The sequence below is a fragment of the Microbacterium sp. NPDC079356 genome, from assembly GCF_049545465.1.
GTDB lineage: Bacteria > Actinomycetota > Actinomycetes > Actinomycetales > Microbacteriaceae > Microbacterium > Microbacterium gawkjiense.
Map to the genome: position 1 here is coordinate 626,157 of NZ_JBMWDN010000001.1, position 15,198 is coordinate 641,354.

The 15,198-nt window shown below is 70.0% G+C and carries 16 protein-coding genes and 4 tRNA genes; 7 read left to right on the forward strand and 13 right to left on the reverse strand.

Annotated elements, in window-relative coordinates:
* Positions 1 to 11 precede the first annotated feature (11 nt).
* Both ACPEH0_RS03185 and thrS read right to left on the reverse strand, forming a co-directional pair.
* Positions 12 to 560, reverse strand: a complete 549-nt coding sequence (locus ACPEH0_RS03185) for an HIT family protein (RefSeq protein ID WP_311283716.1) — start codon at positions 558 to 560, stop codon at positions 12 to 14.
* A complete protein-coding gene (gene thrS, locus ACPEH0_RS03190; RefSeq protein ID WP_366213032.1) occupies positions 557 to 2,566 on the reverse strand; it encodes a threonine--tRNA ligase in 2,010 nt (669 codons plus the stop codon). The genes ACPEH0_RS03185 and thrS overlap by 4 nt, the downstream gene beginning before the upstream one ends.
* A gap of 154 nt (positions 2,567 to 2,720) precedes the next feature.
* Here thrS and ACPEH0_RS03195 point away from each other — a divergent pair, with 154 nt between their 5' ends.
* Entirely contained in the window at positions 2,721 to 3,887 is a 1,167-nt protein-coding gene (locus ACPEH0_RS03195) for an SLC13 family permease (RefSeq protein WP_366213031.1), read from the forward strand.
* Positions 3,888 to 3,994: 107 nt separating this feature from the next.
* Here the strand turns inward: ACPEH0_RS03195 and ACPEH0_RS03200 are convergent, their stop codons facing one another.
* Positions 3,995 to 4,507, reverse strand: coding sequence for a glycine cleavage system protein R (locus ACPEH0_RS03200; RefSeq protein WP_253034616.1), 513 nt, complete (start codon positions 4,505 to 4,507; stop codon positions 3,995 to 3,997).
* Positions 4,508 to 4,583: 76 nt separating this feature from the next.
* Here ACPEH0_RS03200 and ACPEH0_RS03205 point away from each other — a divergent pair, with 76 nt between their 5' ends.
* A complete protein-coding gene (locus ACPEH0_RS03205) occupies positions 4,584 to 5,627 on the forward strand; it encodes an NAD(P)-dependent alcohol dehydrogenase (RefSeq protein WP_217531669.1) in 1,044 nt (347 codons plus the stop codon).
* Positions 5,628 to 5,645: 18 nt separating this feature from the next.
* Here ACPEH0_RS03205 and ACPEH0_RS03210 read toward each other — a convergent pair whose 3' ends face one another.
* Positions 5,646 to 5,996 carry a YnfA family protein gene (locus ACPEH0_RS03210; RefSeq protein WP_064002111.1) on the reverse strand — a complete coding sequence of 117 codons (351 nt, stop codon included), beginning with the start codon at positions 5,994 to 5,996 and terminating at the stop codon, positions 5,646 to 5,648.
* A 136-nt stretch (positions 5,997 to 6,132) separates the two neighbouring features.
* Between ACPEH0_RS03210 and ACPEH0_RS03215 the strand changes: the two genes are divergently transcribed.
* Positions 6,133 to 6,447, forward strand: a complete 315-nt coding sequence (locus tag ACPEH0_RS03215) for a hypothetical protein (protein WP_217531671.1) — start codon at positions 6,133 to 6,135, stop codon at positions 6,445 to 6,447.
* A 90-nt stretch (positions 6,448 to 6,537) separates the two neighbouring features.
* Here ACPEH0_RS03215 and ACPEH0_RS03220 read toward each other — a convergent pair.
* The 3 genes from ACPEH0_RS03220 to ACPEH0_RS03230 form a co-directional block, all read right to left on the reverse strand.
* Positions 6,538 to 6,609 (reverse strand) — tRNA-Val (locus tag ACPEH0_RS03220).
* Positions 6,610 to 6,633: 24 nt separating this feature from the next.
* Positions 6,634 to 6,707, reverse strand: a tRNA-Cys gene (locus tag ACPEH0_RS03225).
* A gap of 55 nt (positions 6,708 to 6,762) precedes the next feature.
* Positions 6,763 to 6,834 (reverse strand) — tRNA-Gly (locus ACPEH0_RS03230).
* Between the two features lie 159 nt (positions 6,835 to 6,993).
* On the opposite strand from ACPEH0_RS03230, the gene ACPEH0_RS03235 reads away from it, so the two are divergent.
* Positions 6,994 to 7,066: transfer RNA gene (locus ACPEH0_RS03235), tRNA-Val, on the forward strand.
* A gap of 52 nt (positions 7,067 to 7,118) precedes the next feature.
* Here ACPEH0_RS03235 and ACPEH0_RS03240 read toward each other — a convergent pair.
* The 5 genes from ACPEH0_RS03240 to zapE form a co-directional block, all read right to left on the reverse strand.
* Complete coding sequence (locus tag ACPEH0_RS03240; protein WP_366213030.1) at positions 7,119 to 7,823, reverse strand: MBL fold metallo-hydrolase; 705 nt, start codon at positions 7,821 to 7,823, stop codon at positions 7,119 to 7,121.
* 44 nt (positions 7,824 to 7,867) lie between these two features.
* Positions 7,868 to 8,314, reverse strand: a complete 447-nt coding sequence (locus tag ACPEH0_RS03245; RefSeq protein WP_366213029.1) for a DUF6098 family protein — start codon at positions 8,312 to 8,314, stop codon at positions 7,868 to 7,870.
* Positions 8,315 to 8,414: 100 nt separating this feature from the next.
* On the reverse strand, positions 8,415 to 8,762 hold the full coding sequence (locus ACPEH0_RS03250) for a hypothetical protein (RefSeq protein WP_366213028.1): 348 nt from the start codon (positions 8,760 to 8,762) through the stop codon (positions 8,415 to 8,417).
* 189 nt (positions 8,763 to 8,951) lie between these two features.
* A complete protein-coding gene (locus tag ACPEH0_RS03255) occupies positions 8,952 to 10,169 on the reverse strand; it encodes an ammonium transporter (protein WP_366213027.1) in 1,218 nt (405 codons plus the stop codon).
* Positions 10,170 to 10,364: 195 nt separating this feature from the next.
* The gene (gene zapE, locus ACPEH0_RS03260; RefSeq protein WP_217531678.1) at positions 10,365 to 11,396 is read right to left on the reverse strand and encodes a cell division protein ZapE; all 1,032 of its coding nucleotides are present in this window, start codon (positions 11,394 to 11,396) and stop codon (positions 10,365 to 10,367) included.
* A gap of 64 nt (positions 11,397 to 11,460) precedes the next feature.
* On the opposite strand from zapE, the gene ACPEH0_RS03265 reads away from it, so the two are divergent.
* Positions 11,461 to 12,165, forward strand: a complete 705-nt coding sequence (locus tag ACPEH0_RS03265; RefSeq protein WP_359918781.1) for a dihydrofolate reductase family protein — start codon at positions 11,461 to 11,463, stop codon at positions 12,163 to 12,165.
* Here the strand turns inward: ACPEH0_RS03265 and ACPEH0_RS03270 are convergent.
* The gene (locus ACPEH0_RS03270; RefSeq protein WP_366213025.1) at positions 12,137 to 13,357 is read right to left on the reverse strand and encodes an alpha/beta hydrolase family protein; all 1,221 of its coding nucleotides are present in this window, start codon (positions 13,355 to 13,357) and stop codon (positions 12,137 to 12,139) included. The two genes, ACPEH0_RS03265 and ACPEH0_RS03270, sit on opposite strands and share 29 nt — an antisense overlap.
* Before the next feature lie 25 nt (positions 13,358 to 13,382).
* Here ACPEH0_RS03270 and ACPEH0_RS03275 point away from each other — a divergent pair, with 25 nt between their 5' ends.
* Both ACPEH0_RS03275 and ACPEH0_RS03280 read left to right on the forward strand, forming a co-directional pair.
* A complete protein-coding gene (locus ACPEH0_RS03275) occupies positions 13,383 to 13,964 on the forward strand; it encodes a DUF3000 domain-containing protein (protein ID WP_217531682.1) in 582 nt (193 codons plus the stop codon).
* Complete coding sequence (locus tag ACPEH0_RS03280) at positions 13,957 to 15,153, forward strand: ribonuclease D (protein ID WP_217531684.1); 1,197 nt, start codon at positions 13,957 to 13,959, stop codon at positions 15,151 to 15,153. Before ACPEH0_RS03275 ends, ACPEH0_RS03280 begins: the two co-directional genes overlap by 8 nt.
* Positions 15,154 to 15,198 lie beyond the last annotated feature (45 nt).

Here is a 15,198-nt window from a genome sequence, read left to right on the forward strand (position 1 = left end):
CGGCCGGCTCGTCAGATGACGGGCCAGCCGTCGGCCACGGCCTGCCGAACCTCGCCGAGCAACTGCGGCAGGGCCTTCGTCTTGGCGATGATCGGGAAGAAGTTCGCGTCCGTCGCCCAGCGCGGCACGACGTGCTGATGCAGGTGCTCCGCGACGCCCGCACCGGCGACCGTGCCCTGGTTCATGCCGAGGTTGAACCCGTCGCACTTCGCGACCGTGCGCAGGACCCTCATCGCGACCTGGGTCAGCGCGCCGATCTCGGCGACCTCCTCCGGGGTCGCGTCGTCGTACGTCGCGAAGTGACGGTACGGGCAGACCAGCAGGTGTCCCGAGTTGTACGGGAAGAGGTTCAGCAGGACGTAGGCGGTTTCACCGCGCGCGACGATGAGACCCTCCTCGTCGGTCTTGCCCGGGGCGGCGCAGAACGGGCAGTCGTGCTTCAGTGGCTCGGGGCCCGCCTGGATGTAGGCCATCCGATGCGGCGTCCACAGTCGCTGGAACTCGTCGGGCACGCCCGCCAGCTCGGCGGCAACCTCCACGCGGCGGTCGTCGTCCGTCATGCCAGGTCCTCCGCGGTGTTCACGAGCGTACGGTCCGCGATCGCCGCGACGATCTTGTCGATCGCCTCGTCGACGGGGATGCCGTTGGTCTGCGAGCCGTCGCGGAACCGGAACGACACCGTGCCCCCCGAACGGTCCTGCTCCCCCGCGATGAGCTGAAGGGGGACCTTCTGGGTCGTGTGGGTGCGGATCTTCTTCGGCATGCGGTCGTCGGAGTGGTCGACCTCGGCGCGGACGCCCTCGGCGCGCAGGCGCGCCACGATCTCGTCGAGGTACGGCCCGTACTCCTCGGCGACGGGGATGCCGACGACCTGAACAGGAGCGAGCCACACCGGGAAAGCACCCGCGTAGTGCTCGAGGAGGATCGCGAAGAACCGCTCGATCGACCCGAACAGCGCACGGTGGATCATGACCGGACGGTGCTTCTCACCGTCGGGACCGGTGTACTCGAGCTCGAACCGCTCGGGCTGGTTGAAGTCGAGCTGGATCGTCGACATCTGCCAGGTGCGTCCGATCGCGTCCCGCGCCTGGACGGAGATCTTCGGGCCGTAGAACGCGGCGCCGCCCGGGTCGGGCACGAGCTCGAGACCGGAACCCTCGGCGACCTCCCGCAGGGTCTGCGTCGCCTCGTCCCACAGGCTGTCGTCGCCGATGAACTTGGGGTTGCCCTCCTCCTTCGTCGACAGCTCGAGGTAGAAGTCGTTCAGCCCGTAGTCGCGCAGGGTCTTCAGTACGAACTCGAGGCTGTGCTCGAGTTCGCCCTTGACCTGGTCGGACGCCACGTAGATGTGGGTGTCGTCCTGCGTCATCCCCCGCACGCGGGTCAGGCCGGCGAGCGTGCCGCTCTTCTCGTAGCGGTAGACCGAGCCGAACTCGCTGAGCCGCAGCGGCAGTTCGCGGTAGCTGCGCCCGCGCGAGCGGAAGATCAGGTTGTGGAACGGGCAGTTCATGGGCTTGAGGTAGTACTCCTGGCCCTCGCGCGAGACGTGGCCGTCGGCATCCACCACCTCATCCAGCACCATCGGGGGGTACATGCCGTCGGCGTACCACTGCAGGTGACCGCTCGTCATGAACAGGTCGCCCTTGGTGATGTGGGGCGTGTTCACGACCTGGTATCCGTTGGCGAGGAGACTCTCGCGCATGTAACGCTCGATCTCGTACCGGATGATCCCGCCCTTGGGGTGGAACACCGACAGGCCGGGCCCGATCTCCTCGGGGAAGGAGAAGAGGTCGAGGTCCTTGCCGAGCTTGCGGTGGTCGCGTTTGGCGGCCTCCTCGAGGCGGTGCTGGTAGGCGCGCAGCTCGTCCTTGGACGGCCACGCGGTGCCGTAGATACGCTGCAGCTGCGGGTTCTTCTCGCTGCCGCGCCAGTAGGCGCCGGCGACGCGGGTGAGGTCCCAGCCGTTGCCGGCGACACGGGTGCTCGGCACGTGGGGCCCGCGGCAGAGGTCCTTCCACGCGGTCTCACCGTCGCGGGTGACGTTGTCGTAGATGGTGAGTTCGCCGCCGCCCACCTCGACGGACGCGCCCTCGGCCGCCTCCTGCGACCCGCCCTTCAGCCCGATGAGCTCGAGCTTGAACGGCTCATGGGCGAGCTCGGCGCGGGCTTCGTCATCGCTCACCACACGGCGGACGAAACGCTGTCCTTCACGGACGATGCGCTCCATCTCCTTCTTGATGGCCTTGAGGTCCTCGGGGGTGAAGGGCTCTTCGACGCCGAAGTCGTAGTAGAAGCCGTCGGTGATCGGCGGGCCGATCCCGAGGTTCGCCTGCGGGCGGACGCGCTGCACGGCCTGCGCGAGGATGTGGGCCGTCGAGTGGCGCAGGATGTTCAGCCCGTCGGGGCTCGACACGGTGACCGGCTCGACGCCGTCGAGAGAGTCGACGACCGTCGCGAGGTCCTTCAGCTCGCCGCGGATGCGGAGCGCGACGACGGAGCGGTCGGGGAACAGGGCGAAACCGTCGGCGGGAAGGGCGACATCCGCCGGGGCGATCGGATCAGACAAGGGGAGATCTCCAGAGGTGGCTCGGATCACGGTGACTCAGCTTCGAACGCTGCACGCGCTCCGCCCGCTCAGGCCCGCGGCGTTCGCGTGCCGGCGAGGTGGGACACCCGGCTGTTCTGCATCATGCGAGTCTAACGGGCCGCCGGGAGGGGCGATGATGGATGCCGTGAAGCTCGCTCTCGCGGGGCTCGTCCTGCTCGTGGGCGCGATCGTCGCCGTCGCCACCGGCATCCTGCCTCTCTCCGAGCTCGGCGTGGTCGCCGAGCGCGTGCTCCCGATCCTCGCGTTCGTCGTGGCGGTCACCGTCGTCGCGGAGCTCGCGGCGAAGGCCGGGGTCTTCGACGTCACCGCGTCGTGGCTGGCCCGGATGTCGCGTGGACGCACCGCTCTGCTCTGGGCACTCGTCGTGGCCCTCGCGATCGTGACCACCGCCTTCCTGTCGCTCGACACGACCGCCGTCCTCCTCACCCCCGTCGTGATCGCCGTCGCACGCGCGAACGGGCTGCCGCCGCTGCCGTTCGCCCTCGCGACGGTGTGGCTGGCGAACACCGCGTCGCTCCTGCTGCCGGTGTCGAACCTGACGAACCTCCTCGCCCTGGCCCGGATGCCGGGGGCCGCCGACCCGACGTCGTTCGTGCTCCTGCTCGGACCGTCCGCCGCCGTCGCCGTCCTCGTGACCGTCGCCCTCCTATGGGTCATCCATCGGCGCTCGCTGGTCGGCTCGTTCACGGTGGCCCCGCCGCCGCGGGTGAGCGACCGGGTGCAGCTCCTTGCGGCATCCGTCATCGTCCTCGCCCTGCTGCCGCTGCTCGTGAGCGGGATCGAGCCGTGGATCCCGGCGACGGTGGCGGCGCTCGCCCTGATCGGTCTGTTCGCGTGGCGCTCGCCGAAGGCGCTGGGGCTGCGGCTCGTGCCGTGGTCGCTGCTCGTGTTCGCCGCGGGACTCTTCTCGGCCGTCGCCGCCCTCGAGGCGTGGGGCTCGGGACAGCTGGCGACGGCCGTGGCCGGATCGGGGTCGGCGCCGGTCGACCTGCTGCGGATGTCGGGAACGGCGCTCGTGATCGCGAATGCGCTCGACAACCTTCCCGCGTATCTGCTGCTCGAATCGACGGCGGACACGCCGGAGCGCCTGGCCGCCCTGCTGATCAGCGTGAACGCCGGGCCGCTCATCACGCCGTGGGCGTCGCTTGCCACCCTCCTCTGGCATCAGCGGCTCGTGGCGGCGGGGGTGCACCTGCCGTGGCGTCGCTTCATCCTGTGGGGTCTCGTCGCGGCTCCCCTCGTCGTCGCCGCCGCGACCGTCCCGCTGCTCCTGCGCTGACCTGCGCGTCGTCGAGGAGGCGCGCCGCGGCGGTTTCCCCGCGGCCCGCGCGGGACGGGTCGGCTGCGGCCCGCAGGCGGGAGCGGATCTCGTCGACGCAGTGCACGTCAGGCGACGGTGAGGTCCACCTGGATCTCGCCCGCGAGCTCCTCCAGCGCGGCCGTCACCGGCGCGGCATCCGCTCCGGCCGGCACGCGGAACGCGACCGTCGCCTCGAAGAGGGTCCCGCCCGCCATCGGCGCGTCGAGCGTCCGACTGCGGAAGGTGTCGATGCTGAGCGCGTGGGCGGCGATCGCCGCGGTCACGTCGCGCACGATCCCGGGGCGGTCGTTGCCGAGGACGGTGACCTCCATCGCGCGCTCGACGGGTTCGGTCACCGAGGCCACGTGTCCGCCGTGGACGGTGACGCGCAGCATCCCGTCGAGTCCTTCGAGCGCCGTGACGAGGTCGGCCTCGCGGTCGTCGTCGATCGAGACGAGCACGATGCCGGCGAAGGCGCCGGCCAGCTCGGCGAGCTCGCTGCGCTCCCAGTTGCCTCCCGCGGCCGAGACCTGCTCGGCGAGGGCGTTGACGAGTCCGGGACGGTCGTCGCCGACCACAGTGAGCACGAGGTGGGCCATGGCGGGATCCTATCGGTCGGGATGCCGCGGCGCAGGGGCATGCGCCGCGAGACGCATGCGGCGTAGCGTGCCACGCATGAAGGCACTCCAGTACACGCGCATTGGTTCACCCCCCGAGGTCGTCGAGATCGAGAAGCCGACTGCAGGGCCCGGGCAGGTGCTGCTCAAGGTCACCGCGGCGGGCGTCTGCCACTCGGACGAGTTCGTCATGGGGCTGAGCGAGGAGGAGTACACCGCCGCGGGGTACCCCCTGCCGTTGACCCTCGGGCACGAGGGGGCGGGCATCGTCGAAGAGCTCGGCGAGGGCGTCGAGCACCTGCAGGTCGGGGACGCCGTGGCTGTGTACGGTCCGTGGGGATGCGGGCGCTGCCGCAACTGCGCGCAGGGCAAGGAGAACTACTGCACGAACGCGCAGTCCGAAGGGATCATGCCTCCCGGCCTCGGCGCACCCGGATCGATGGCCGAGTACATGATCGTCGACAGCGCCCGTCACCTCGTTCCGCTCGGCGATCTGGACCCCGTGAAGAACGTCTCCCTGACGGATGCCGGGCTCACCCCGTATCACGCGATCAAGACCTCGCTGCCGAAGCTCGGCGCCGGCACGACCGCCGTGGTGATCGGGACGGGCGGTCTCGGGCACGTCGCGATCCAGATCCTGCGTGCGGTGTCGGCGACGACGGTCATCGCGTTGGACGTGAACGACGAAAAGCTGGCGCTCGCGCGCGAGGTCGGCGCGCATCACGCCGTCCTGAGCGATGAGAACGCCGTCGACGCCATCCGCGACCTCACCGGCGGCCTGGGGGCGAATGCGGTGTTCGACTTCGTCGGTGCGGAACCGACAATCGCCACCGCGGTCGGCGCAGCGGCCGTCGACGCCGACGTGACCATCGTCGGGATCGGCGGGGGCACTGCTCATGTGGGCTTCGGATCCATCGCCTACGACGCCGCCGTCCGCATCCCGTACTGGGGATCGCGCAGTGAGTTGATCGAGGTGCTCGACCTCGCACGATCGGGTCAGGTGTCGGTCGAGGTGCAGCGGTACTCCCTCGACGACGGCCCGAAGGCCTATGAGGCGCTCGCGGCCGGGAAGGTGCGGGGGCGCGCGGTCATCGTCCCCTGATCGGCCGCGGGGTCGCGATCATCCGTCGACGGCGTCGGTCACCACCGGCGCGAAGATGATGATCGCGGCCCCGACCAGGGCGACACCGGAGCCCACGTAGTCCCACACGGTGGGGCGGAACCCGTCGACGACGATCCCCCAGGCCAAGGATCCCGCGACGAACACTCCGCCGTACGCGGCGAGCACCCGTCCGAAATGAGCGTCGGGCTGCAGGGCGGCGACGAAGCCGTAGGCGCCGAGGGCGACGATCCCGAGCAGCGCGAACCACCATCCTCGGTTCTCCCGCACGGCCTGCCAGATCAACCAGGCGCCGCCGATCTCGGCGACGGCGGCGAGGACGAACAGGACGATGATCCGGGCGGTGGTCATGTCCGCATTGTCTCAGCGACCTGTGACGACCGTGCGACACGTCCGGCCGGTGCGCGGGGATGGCCCGCGCGGGTGAGAGGATGACCGTGGAGACCGCAGCTCCGCCCTTCTGTACGCCTCGACCAGGGTCGGTTCCATGGGACTCCTCGCCTACAACAGCACCACACGCTTCGACATCGACGATCGCACTCTCGCGCACCTCGAAGCCGTCATCTACGCCAAGCTCCGCCGCGGCGAAGCCTTCCTCTTCACGTGGTCGCGGGCCGCGGGTGAAGGCACCGGCCGCACGACCGTGTGGATGAACCGGGCATCGAGCCTCGCCTTCCGCCGGCGGGGCGACGCCCGCATCCCGCTCAACCACGAGTGGGTCGAGCGCCTGATGGCTGCCGCGAACTCCCCCGCCGGACTCCACGAGCTGCCCGAGACGGAGCAGGTCGCAGCCGTCGGCTGAACCCTCGCTGTGCGGGCCCGGGGCGCCTCGGGCCCGCACAGCGCCGCCCGCGCACAACAAAAAACCCCCGGATGACCGGGGGTTTGTCTGTGCGCGATACTGGGATCGAACCAGTGACCTCTTCCGTGTCAGGGAAGCGCGCTACCGCTGCGCCAATCGCGCCTGTGAAGGCTGTTGAGTTGTGAGTGGAGGTGGCGACGGGATTCGAACCCGTGTGGACGGCTTTGCAGGCCGCTGCCTAGCCACTCGGCCACGCCACCGTGTGTGGTTTGACCCACGTGACGCGATCTCCCCGGAGGAAGATCCCCACACTCGAGCGGATGACGAGATTCGAACTCGCGACCCTCACCTTGGCAAGGTGATGCGCTACCACTGCGCTACATCCGCATTTCGTTCCGGATCTCTCCGGCACTCGTTAAACACTAGACGATTCCGGCGCCAGCGCAAAACCGAGTACGCCCCGCGCGTGTCACCCGATCGGGCTTCCGTCGGTTCGGTCGGAGCCTCGCGATCCGGTATGCTCGGACACCGGCCCGAGTGTCATTCGGGCGATTGGCGCAGTTGGTAGCGCGCTTCCTTCACACGGAAGAGGTCGTCGGTTCGAGTCCGGCATCGCCCACCGAACAAGCCCCGGCAGGTCCCAGACCGCCGGGGCTTCGCCCTTGTCCGGATCAGTGTGGACCGACGACCCGGGCCCGTCGAGCAGCTGAGGCGATCCCCGAGATCCAGGGGTCCCCATGCCCCGTCAGCACCACGCCCGCCTCGGTCGCCTCGAGCGCGTCGAGGGAGTGCAGCGCGGTCGCTGCATTCTTCGTGGCCGCATTCGCGACGATCTGCGGACCGCGCTTGCCGGTATACGGATCCAGAGTGACGAGCGCGTCGCCGGACAACAGGACGCCGCGCGTCGCGAAGTAGAACGCACAGTGCCCGTCGGTGTGACCGGGTGTGTGCACGACCGTGGGACGACCCGGCACATCCAGGACGCCGCCGGATGGAAGGGATGCCTCCGCGTCCACCCCGCGCACCGCCAGCGCACCCGCCCCTGCCATCCGACCGATCACAGGGATGCCGCCCGGGTGGGTGAGCAGATACGGGATCCGAGCCACGGCCGGACGATACCGGTACGGATGCCGCGCCAGCCGACGATCATCCGGGTGGACACGCACGGGGACCCCCGACGCCCGCAGTCCGTGAGCGAGGCCGACGTGGTCGAAGTGCGCGTGTGTGAGGAGGACGGCATCGATGTCCTGGCGTCGCAGGCCCAGGTCGCCGAGGAGGACGTCGAGGACCCTTCCCGTCGCCGGCAGTCCGGCATCGACGAGCGTCACGCCGTCGGTATCCCTGATCAGGTAGCAGTTCGTGGCCGCCACTGTCATACGGAAGAATCCGGGACGATCCTCCACCCAGGCCGTCGACGCCTTCATCCCTCCGGCCCCCGACCCGCGTCGAACTCGCCGCGGTAGCGATCCTCCGCTTCCTGGAGCAGCTGCTCGTCGAGGATCGCGATCGCTTCGGGATTCGAAAGCAGCGGCTCACAGTCGGGACCCCGACCGGCGAGCTCACCCCGCAGGACCCATGCGAAGCGGTCCGGGTTCTCGTCCTGCAGATGCCGATACTGCGACAGCTGGCGCGCGAGCCAGTCCTCGAGCGGCCGGGTCCACCAGCTTTCGGCGTCCAGCGGATTGACCGAGAGTCCCGGCAGTCGGAGCCCGCTCTCGGTATCGATGCTCGTCGGCTCCGCATCCTGCGCGGGGCCTTCCGACCAGCGCACGTGAAGGCCCGGGCTGGCGCGCACCAGAGCGGCGAGTTCGGCCAGGCGGTGGATGACGAGCAGGGTGGAGGTGGGACGATCGGCGGCCGCGGACATGCGACGCAACGTACGGATCGGCTTGCACCGCCCGGAGGGCCTTGACATCGCCGCTCCGCGCCGTCGCCGTGTGGACGGCGCGGACCAGCGATGCAGTTTCTCAGTTGGCGAGGATCACCTCCGCCTCGGTGAAGAACTCGCTCACCGCGGCATCCACGGTCTTCGTTCCGAGACCGAGCTCCTTTTCGAGATCCCAGAACTTCTGCTCGAGGGAGCCGTAGCCCACCACGGCCGCCGGGGGTGCGTCACCGATGGGGTTTGACACGGATTCGATGTAGTCGGCGACCTGCTGATCCGGACCTTCGAGCGTTGCGCCCTCGAGCTTGCTCGTGGATGCCGGGAATCCCAGGGTCGTACCGAAGATCTCGCCCGCCTCGGGGCTGTTGACCACGTAGTCGAGGAACAGGGCTGCGGCTTCGGGGTGCTCTGTGCGCGAGGAGATCGCCACCTGCAGGCCGCCCTGTCGGTACAGGTCCTTCGCACGGGGCTCCGCCGCCGGAGACGGGTCGGCAAGCGCAGGAAAGCGCTTCCCCGCCAACCTAGGGCGGAAGACGGAACGAGCGCAAGACTCCGGCCCCTGCACAGAGGAGGGGGCGCCGCGGATGGTCCGCGGCGCCCCCTCGGTGCGAGGTGCGTATCAGTCGACGAGAGCGTAACCCTCTTCGCCGTGGACGACGGTGTCGATGCCGGCGATCTCGTCCTCGTTCTTCACCCGGAAGCCGATCGTCTTCTCGATCGCAAAGCCGATGACGAAGGCGACCACGAACGAGTAGATGAGGACCGCGAAGGCGGCGACGGTCTGCGAGATCAGCTGGCCCGCGTCACCACCGGTGAACAGGCCGGTGCCGGTCGCGAAGAAGCCGAGGTACAGGGTGCCGATGAGACCGCCGACGAGGTGCACGCCGACCACATCGAGCGAGTCGTCGTAGCCAAGCTTCCACTTCAGCTCGATCGCGAGGGCACAGACCGCGCCGGCGATGACACCGAGCAGGAGCGCCCATCCCGGCGCCAGAGCGGCGCACGCGGGGGTGATGGCGACGAGACCGGCGACTGCACCGGAGGCTGCCCCGACCGACGTCGCCTTGCCGTCCTTGAGCTTCTCGACGAGAGTCCAACCCAGGATCGCGGCGGCGGTGGCGCCGAGCGTGTTGATGACGATGGTGCCCACGGCCTGGTCCTCGGTGCCGAGCAGACCGAAGGTGCCCTCGGCACCCGCGTTGAAGCCGAACCAGCCGAACCAGAGGATCGCGGCACCGAGCATGACGAGTGGCACGTTGTGGGGCTTGTGGATGCCCTTCTGGAACCCGACCCGCTTGCCCAGAACCAGCGCGAGGGCGAGAGCGGCTGCACCGGCGTTGATGTGGACAGCGGTACCACCGGCGTAGTCGATGACTCCGGGCAGCCCCGTGTTGTCACCCCAGTTGAAGATCCAGCCGTCGCCCCACACCCAGGCGGCGACGGGGAAGTAGACGACCGTTGCCCAGATGCCCGCGAAGATCATCCACGCGCCGAACTTCGCGCGGTCGGCGATCGCGCCCGAGATGAGGGCCACCGTGATGATCGCGAAGGTGGCTCCGTATGTGGCGCCGACGAGGGTGTCGCTGTCCGCCGCGGCGAGCCCGAAGTCGACGAACGGGTTACCGGAGAAGGCGAACGTGCCTCCGCCGAGGCTCATGTTGAACCCGAACAGGATCCAGAGGACGCCGATGAGACCCATGGCGCCGAAGCTGAGCATCATCATGCTCACGACGCTCTTGGCCTTGACGAGACCCCCGTAGAAGAACGCGACGCCCGGCGTCATGAAGAGTACGAGGGCTGTCGCGGCGACAGACCACGCGAGGTTTCCGCTGTCCATGAAGTTCCTCACTCATGTGTTGTGTAACTCGGTCCCGGCGCGCCTGTTCATTCGGGTAGGCAGCGCTGTCGGGCGCGATCAGTTTGGCGCCGTCGAGTTTCCGCGGCGGGATGCGTCGTGTTTCGCGCCGGTTACGAGCGGGTCGAGCAGGTAAACATCACGTTTCCCGCCTCTGCGAGTGAGGCGTCCTGCGCCTTACGAGTGGGTGAGAGCCACCAGGCGCGAGACGGCGCGGAGGTACTTCTTGCGGTATCCGCCCGCGAGCATGTCCTCGCGGAACACGGAATCGAGCGGAGTCCCGGTGGCGCGGATCGGGATCTGCGCGTCGTACGCGCGGTCGACGAACGCCACGAAGCGCAGGGCGGCGGACTGGTCGTCGAATCCGACCACGTTCCGCAGGCCGATGGTCCCGATCCCCTCGATGAGGCGGATGTACCGCGACGGGTGCACCGAGGCGAGGTGTCGGATGAACGCCCCGAAGTCGTCATCGGAGACGAGAGCGGATGCCGCGGCATCCGTCATCGCGCTCTCGTACCCGGCGTCGTCGAGGACGACCGCGTGACCGTCTACGGCGCGCTGGCGGTAGTCGGTGCCGTCGATCCGGATGGTCTGGAAGTGCTCCGCCATCGCGTGGATCTCGCGCAGGAAGTCTTGCGCGGCGAACCGCCCCTCCCCCAGGGCATTCGGCGGGGTGTTGGAGGTGGCGGCGAGCTTCGTGCCGGTGGGGACGAGCTCGGCGATGAGTCGTGTCATCACCATGGTGTCGCCCGGGTCGTCGAGCTCGAACTCGTCGATGCACAGCAGATCCGCGCCGCGGAAGAGTTCGACGGTCTTCTGATAGCCCAGCGCCCCGACGAGCGCCGTGTACTCGATGAACGAGCCGAAGTACTTCCGGCGTGCCGGCATCGCGTGGTAGATCGCCGCGAGCAGGTGGGTCTTGCCGACACCGAAACCGCCGTCGAGGTACACGCCCGGCTTCATCGGCGCTTCGCGCTTGGCGCGTCGGAAGAAGCCGCCCCGCGCGGCGGGTGCGCCGCGACCCGAGCTGAAGACCTCGAGCAGGTCCTTGGCCTCCTGCTGCGAGGGATACGCATCGTCCGCGCGGTAGGTCGCGAACGTCGCCTCGTCGAACTGCGGCGGCGGCACGAGAGCGGCGACCATCTCGGCACCGCTCACCTTCGGATCGCGTTCGCTCAGGTGCGTGGTTCCGGAGGAGGTGAGGGGCACCCGACCAGCCTAGCCGCCGGGCGCAGTCCCCTTCGCGGCCCGCAGCGCGTGCGAGGATGGCGGCGTGTGGGTGACCGAGGTGCTGCCGTCGACCGGGGAGCGGGTGGATGCCGCGACGCCCGAGGGGCGCGCATGGTTGGCCGACCGGTACGCGCCGGCCGCGGACGCCTGGGTCCGCCTCAACATGATCACCTCCTTGACGGGGTCGGCCGTCGGCCCGGACGGCACGAGTGACACCCTCACGAACCGCGCCGACCGCGCGATCCTGGGCGTCATCCGCGCGGGCGCGGACGCCGTCGTCGTGGGAGCGCAGACCGTGCGAGCCGAGGGGTACGTCCTCCCCCGTCGCTCCCGCCTCGTGGTCGTGTCGCGAGCGGGTGACCTCGCCGGGCACCGACTCGAACCCGCCGCCGACGGACCCGACGACCAGGTCCTCCTCCTGCTGCCCCCGGACGCGCCGACCCCGCGCCCCGTGCCCGGTGTCACCATCGTCCGCGTCACGCTGGACGACGGACGGATGCCGGTGCCCGGCATCCTCTCCGCACTCGCCGACCGCGGCATCCGACGCATCGTCTGCGAGGGCGGCCCGTCGTTGGCCGGACAGTTCGCCGCGGCCGACGTCGTCGACGAGTACTGCATCACGGCAGCGCCCCGGTTGGTCCCGAGCGCCGGACCGTTCCTGCCGCTGGCGGACGCCGTCGACACGACACCCGCGGGCGTGCTCGTCGACGACGACGGATTCAGTTACCTGCGTCTGCGTCGCCGGTGAGGCCCCGCGCCGACAGCCAGTCGCGGATGTCCGAGGTCCAGCGCTCCTCGTCGTAGTTCCACAGCTTCGTGTGCCGGGCCCCCTCGAACTCATCGAGCGTGACGAGGTCGGGACGTCGATCCCGCAGCGCACGGGAGGCCGCCGGCGGCACGAAGTCGTCCGCCGCGCTGTGCAGGATCAGGATCGGTGCGACGAGCTCGTCCGCCCGGGCGAGGACGTCCAGACGGTCCCACGGGATCGGGTCGCCCGCCCCCGTCAGCGACGACGCCCACGGGCGGGTCAGCGCGTCGAGGGCGAGATGCGTCAGCGGGCGCGGGATGCGGGTGAGGTCGGCGTGGTGCGTCAGCACGCGGCGCCAGTCGACGACGGGCGAGTCGAGGATGACGCCGACGATGAGGTCGCGGTGGGCGGATCCCGCCGCCAGCTGCAGCGCGATCGCGCCGCCCATCGACCACCCCATGAGGATGATGCGCCGCGCCCCGGCGCGACGGGCGTAGCCGATCGCGCGGTCGACGTCGCGCCACTCGGTCGCGCCCAGTGCCGAACTCCCCCCGCTGCTGCGCGGGGCGTCGGCATCGTTGCGGTAGGAGGTGAGCATCGAGGTGATCCCCGCGGCATGGAAGACCGGCACGGCACGCAGGGTCTCCGCACGCGTCGTGCCGCGTCCGTGGATGTGCACCGCCCAGACGTCGCTCCCGCCGCCCGCGGGGAACACCCACGCGGGGCACGACCCGAGCGAAGTGCTGACCGAGACCTCCTCGAACGGGAGATGCAGTTCGGCGGGATCGGAGAAGTACCACCCGCTGAAGGCTGCGGCGGCGTCGAGGCGATCCGACTCGTCGATCTGCGTGAGGAGCTTCCGGGTGACGGTGTCCGTCCCCGCGGCGAGCACGGTGCCGAGCTTGATGTAACTCTGCGTCCCGGTGGTGAACAGGCCGTAACGCCCCGGGAGGACGGTGTCCGCCGAGCGCGAGAGCGTGATGGTTTGCGCGGCGACGTCGACGTCGACGAGGGTCGTGTCCGGCACCCGAGCGGAGAGCGTCACGACGCGCCGCGCGACGCGACCGGCGAGGAGGGCCAGCAGTCCCGTCGTGCTGACGAGCGCCGTGGTGAGTGCGACGACCGTGCTGCGCATCGTGGGAACGGTCCCGGGTCGGGCCGCGTCGGGGACGGCGCGCCTGGAAGCCTTCATGGTGCCCTCACTCTAGTCTGTCGCCGTGACCGAACCCCCGACCGGGACGCCGGAGTTCCTCGCTGTGAGCGACGCGTTGCGCGCCCTGCACTTCCGCGAGGACTTCGTCGTGCGCGAGATCGCCGCACCGGCATCCCTCGCTCCCGAGGCCATCGCCTTCGCGGGCGACGTGCGTCCGGACGACGACGGTGAATCCCCTTACGGGACGGGCCGGATCGTCATCCTCCACGACGCCTCGGAACCGGATGCCTGGGGCGGCCCCTGGCGGATCGTCTGCTTCGCGCAGGCCCCTCTCGAACCCGAGATCGGCACCGATCCCCTGCTGGCCGACGTAGCCTGGTCATGGCTGGTCGATGCCCTCGCAGCGCGCGGAGCGACGTTCCACGCGGCATCCGGCACAGCGACCAAGACCCTCTCGAAGGGTTTCGGGACGCTGGCCGCCGAGGGCGACGGAGCGCAGATCGAACTCCGCGCGTCGTGGTCCCCCGACGGGGATCCGACCGGTCACATGGACGCCTGGGGCGAGCTGGTCTGCATGTTGGCAGGGCTCCCCCCGGGTTCGGAGAACATCGCCGTGTTCGGCGGACAGCGGAGTACACGTGGCTGAATACGAGGTCATCGCCGATCTGGATGCGGCGGCGGCCGCAGCGTCGCGCCTGGCGGCCGGTCACGGTCCCGTGGCCGTCGACGTCGAGCGGGCGTCGGGCTTCCGCTACTCGCAACGCGCCTACCTCATCCAGGTCTACCGGCGCGGCAGCGAGGTGTTCCTGTTCGACCCGCCCGCGATCGGTGACCTCTCCGCCCTGCAGGCGGCGATCGGCGACGAGGAGTGGGTGCTGCACGCAGCCAGCCAGGATCTGCCGTCGCTGCGCGAGGCCGGACTCGAGCCGCCCCGCATCTTCGACACCGAACTCGCCGCCCGACTGCTCGGTCACGATCGGGTGGGTCTGGGCGCCGTCGTCGAGGACACGCTCGGCATCACCCTGGCCAAGGCGCACTCAGCGGCGGACTGGTCGACCCGGCCGCTCCCCCAGGGGTGGCTCGAGTACGCCGCTTTGGACGTGCTGCACCTGATCGACGTCCGCGACGCCTTGGCGACCGAACTCGATGAACAGGGCAAGACCGCCTTCGCCCAGGAGGAGTTCGAGGCAGTGCGCACCCGCGCCCCCAAGCCGCCGCGCGAAGAGCCGTGGCGCCGGCTGAGCGGGCTCCACACGGTGCGCGGTCGCCGCGCGCTCGCCGTCGCCCGTGCGCTGTGGCAGGCCCGCGAGGACTACGCCCGCGAAGAGGACGTCTCCCCGGGAAGGCTCGTGCCCGACCGCGCGCTGGTCGCGGCCGTCATCGCAGACCCCGCGACCAAGCAGGACCTCGCCCGCGTGAAGGAGTTCACGGGACGCGCGAGCCGCAGCCAGCTGGACCGCTGGTGGGCGGCCATCGAGGCGGGGCGCGCAGATCCCGCCCTGCCCGCCGAGCGGGGCCCGGGTGACGGAATGCCGCCGCCTCGCGCATGGGCCGACCGCAACCCCGCGGCTGACGCGCGCCTGAAGGCCGCCCGGCCTCTCGTGGAGGCGCGCGCCGAAGAGCTGGGGATGCCGACGGAGAACCTCCTGACGCCCGACCTGCTCCGCCGCGTGGCCTGGCATCCGCCGGCCGAGGTGACGGCCGAGTCGATCGGCGACGCCCTCGGGGAGCTGGGCGCGCGCCCGTGGCAGATTGCACAGACTGCACAGGTGATCGCCACGGCCTTTGTCGATTCCGTGCAGGTGCCCGACGCGGCATCCGAGACCGCTTCGTAGGTTCGACCCAACCGATTTTCGCGGTATCGCGGCCTCCTTAGGCTG

What these genes read in the sequence shown, in the direction of transcription:
- ACPEH0_RS03185 (WP_311283716.1), bottom strand. Translation starts at nt 560, where the DNA reads ATGACGGACGACGACCGCCGCGTGGAGGTTGCCGCCGAGCTGGCGGGC.
- ACPEH0_RS03195 (WP_366213031.1), top strand. Translation starts at nt 2,721, where the DNA reads ATGATGGATGCCGTGAAGCTCGCTCTCGCGGGGCTCGTCCTGCTCGTG.
- ACPEH0_RS03200 (WP_253034616.1), bottom strand. Translation starts at nt 4,507, where the DNA reads ATGGCCCACCTCGTGCTCACTGTGGTCGGCGACGACCGTCCCGGACTC.
- ACPEH0_RS03205 (WP_217531669.1), top strand. Translation starts at nt 4,584, where the DNA reads ATGAAGGCACTCCAGTACACGCGCATTGGTTCACCCCCCGAGGTCGTC.
- ACPEH0_RS03210 (WP_064002111.1), bottom strand. Translation starts at nt 5,996, where the DNA reads ATGACCACCGCCCGGATCATCGTCCTGTTCGTCCTCGCCGCCGTCGCC.
- ACPEH0_RS03215 (WP_217531671.1), top strand. Translation starts at nt 6,133, where the DNA reads ATGGGACTCCTCGCCTACAACAGCACCACACGCTTCGACATCGACGAT.
- ACPEH0_RS03240 (WP_366213030.1), bottom strand. Translation starts at nt 7,823, where the DNA reads ATGACAGTGGCGGCCACGAACTGCTACCTGATCAGGGATACCGACGGC.
- ACPEH0_RS03245 (WP_366213029.1), bottom strand. Translation starts at nt 8,314, where the DNA reads ATGTCCGCGGCCGCCGATCGTCCCACCTCCACCCTGCTCGTCATCCAC.
- ACPEH0_RS03255 (WP_366213027.1), bottom strand. Translation starts at nt 10,169, where the DNA reads ATGGACAGCGGAAACCTCGCGTGGTCTGTCGCCGCGACAGCCCTCGTA.
- ACPEH0_RS03270 (WP_366213025.1), bottom strand. Translation starts at nt 13,357, where the DNA reads ATGAAGGCTTCCAGGCGCGCCGTCCCCGACGCGGCCCGACCCGGGACC.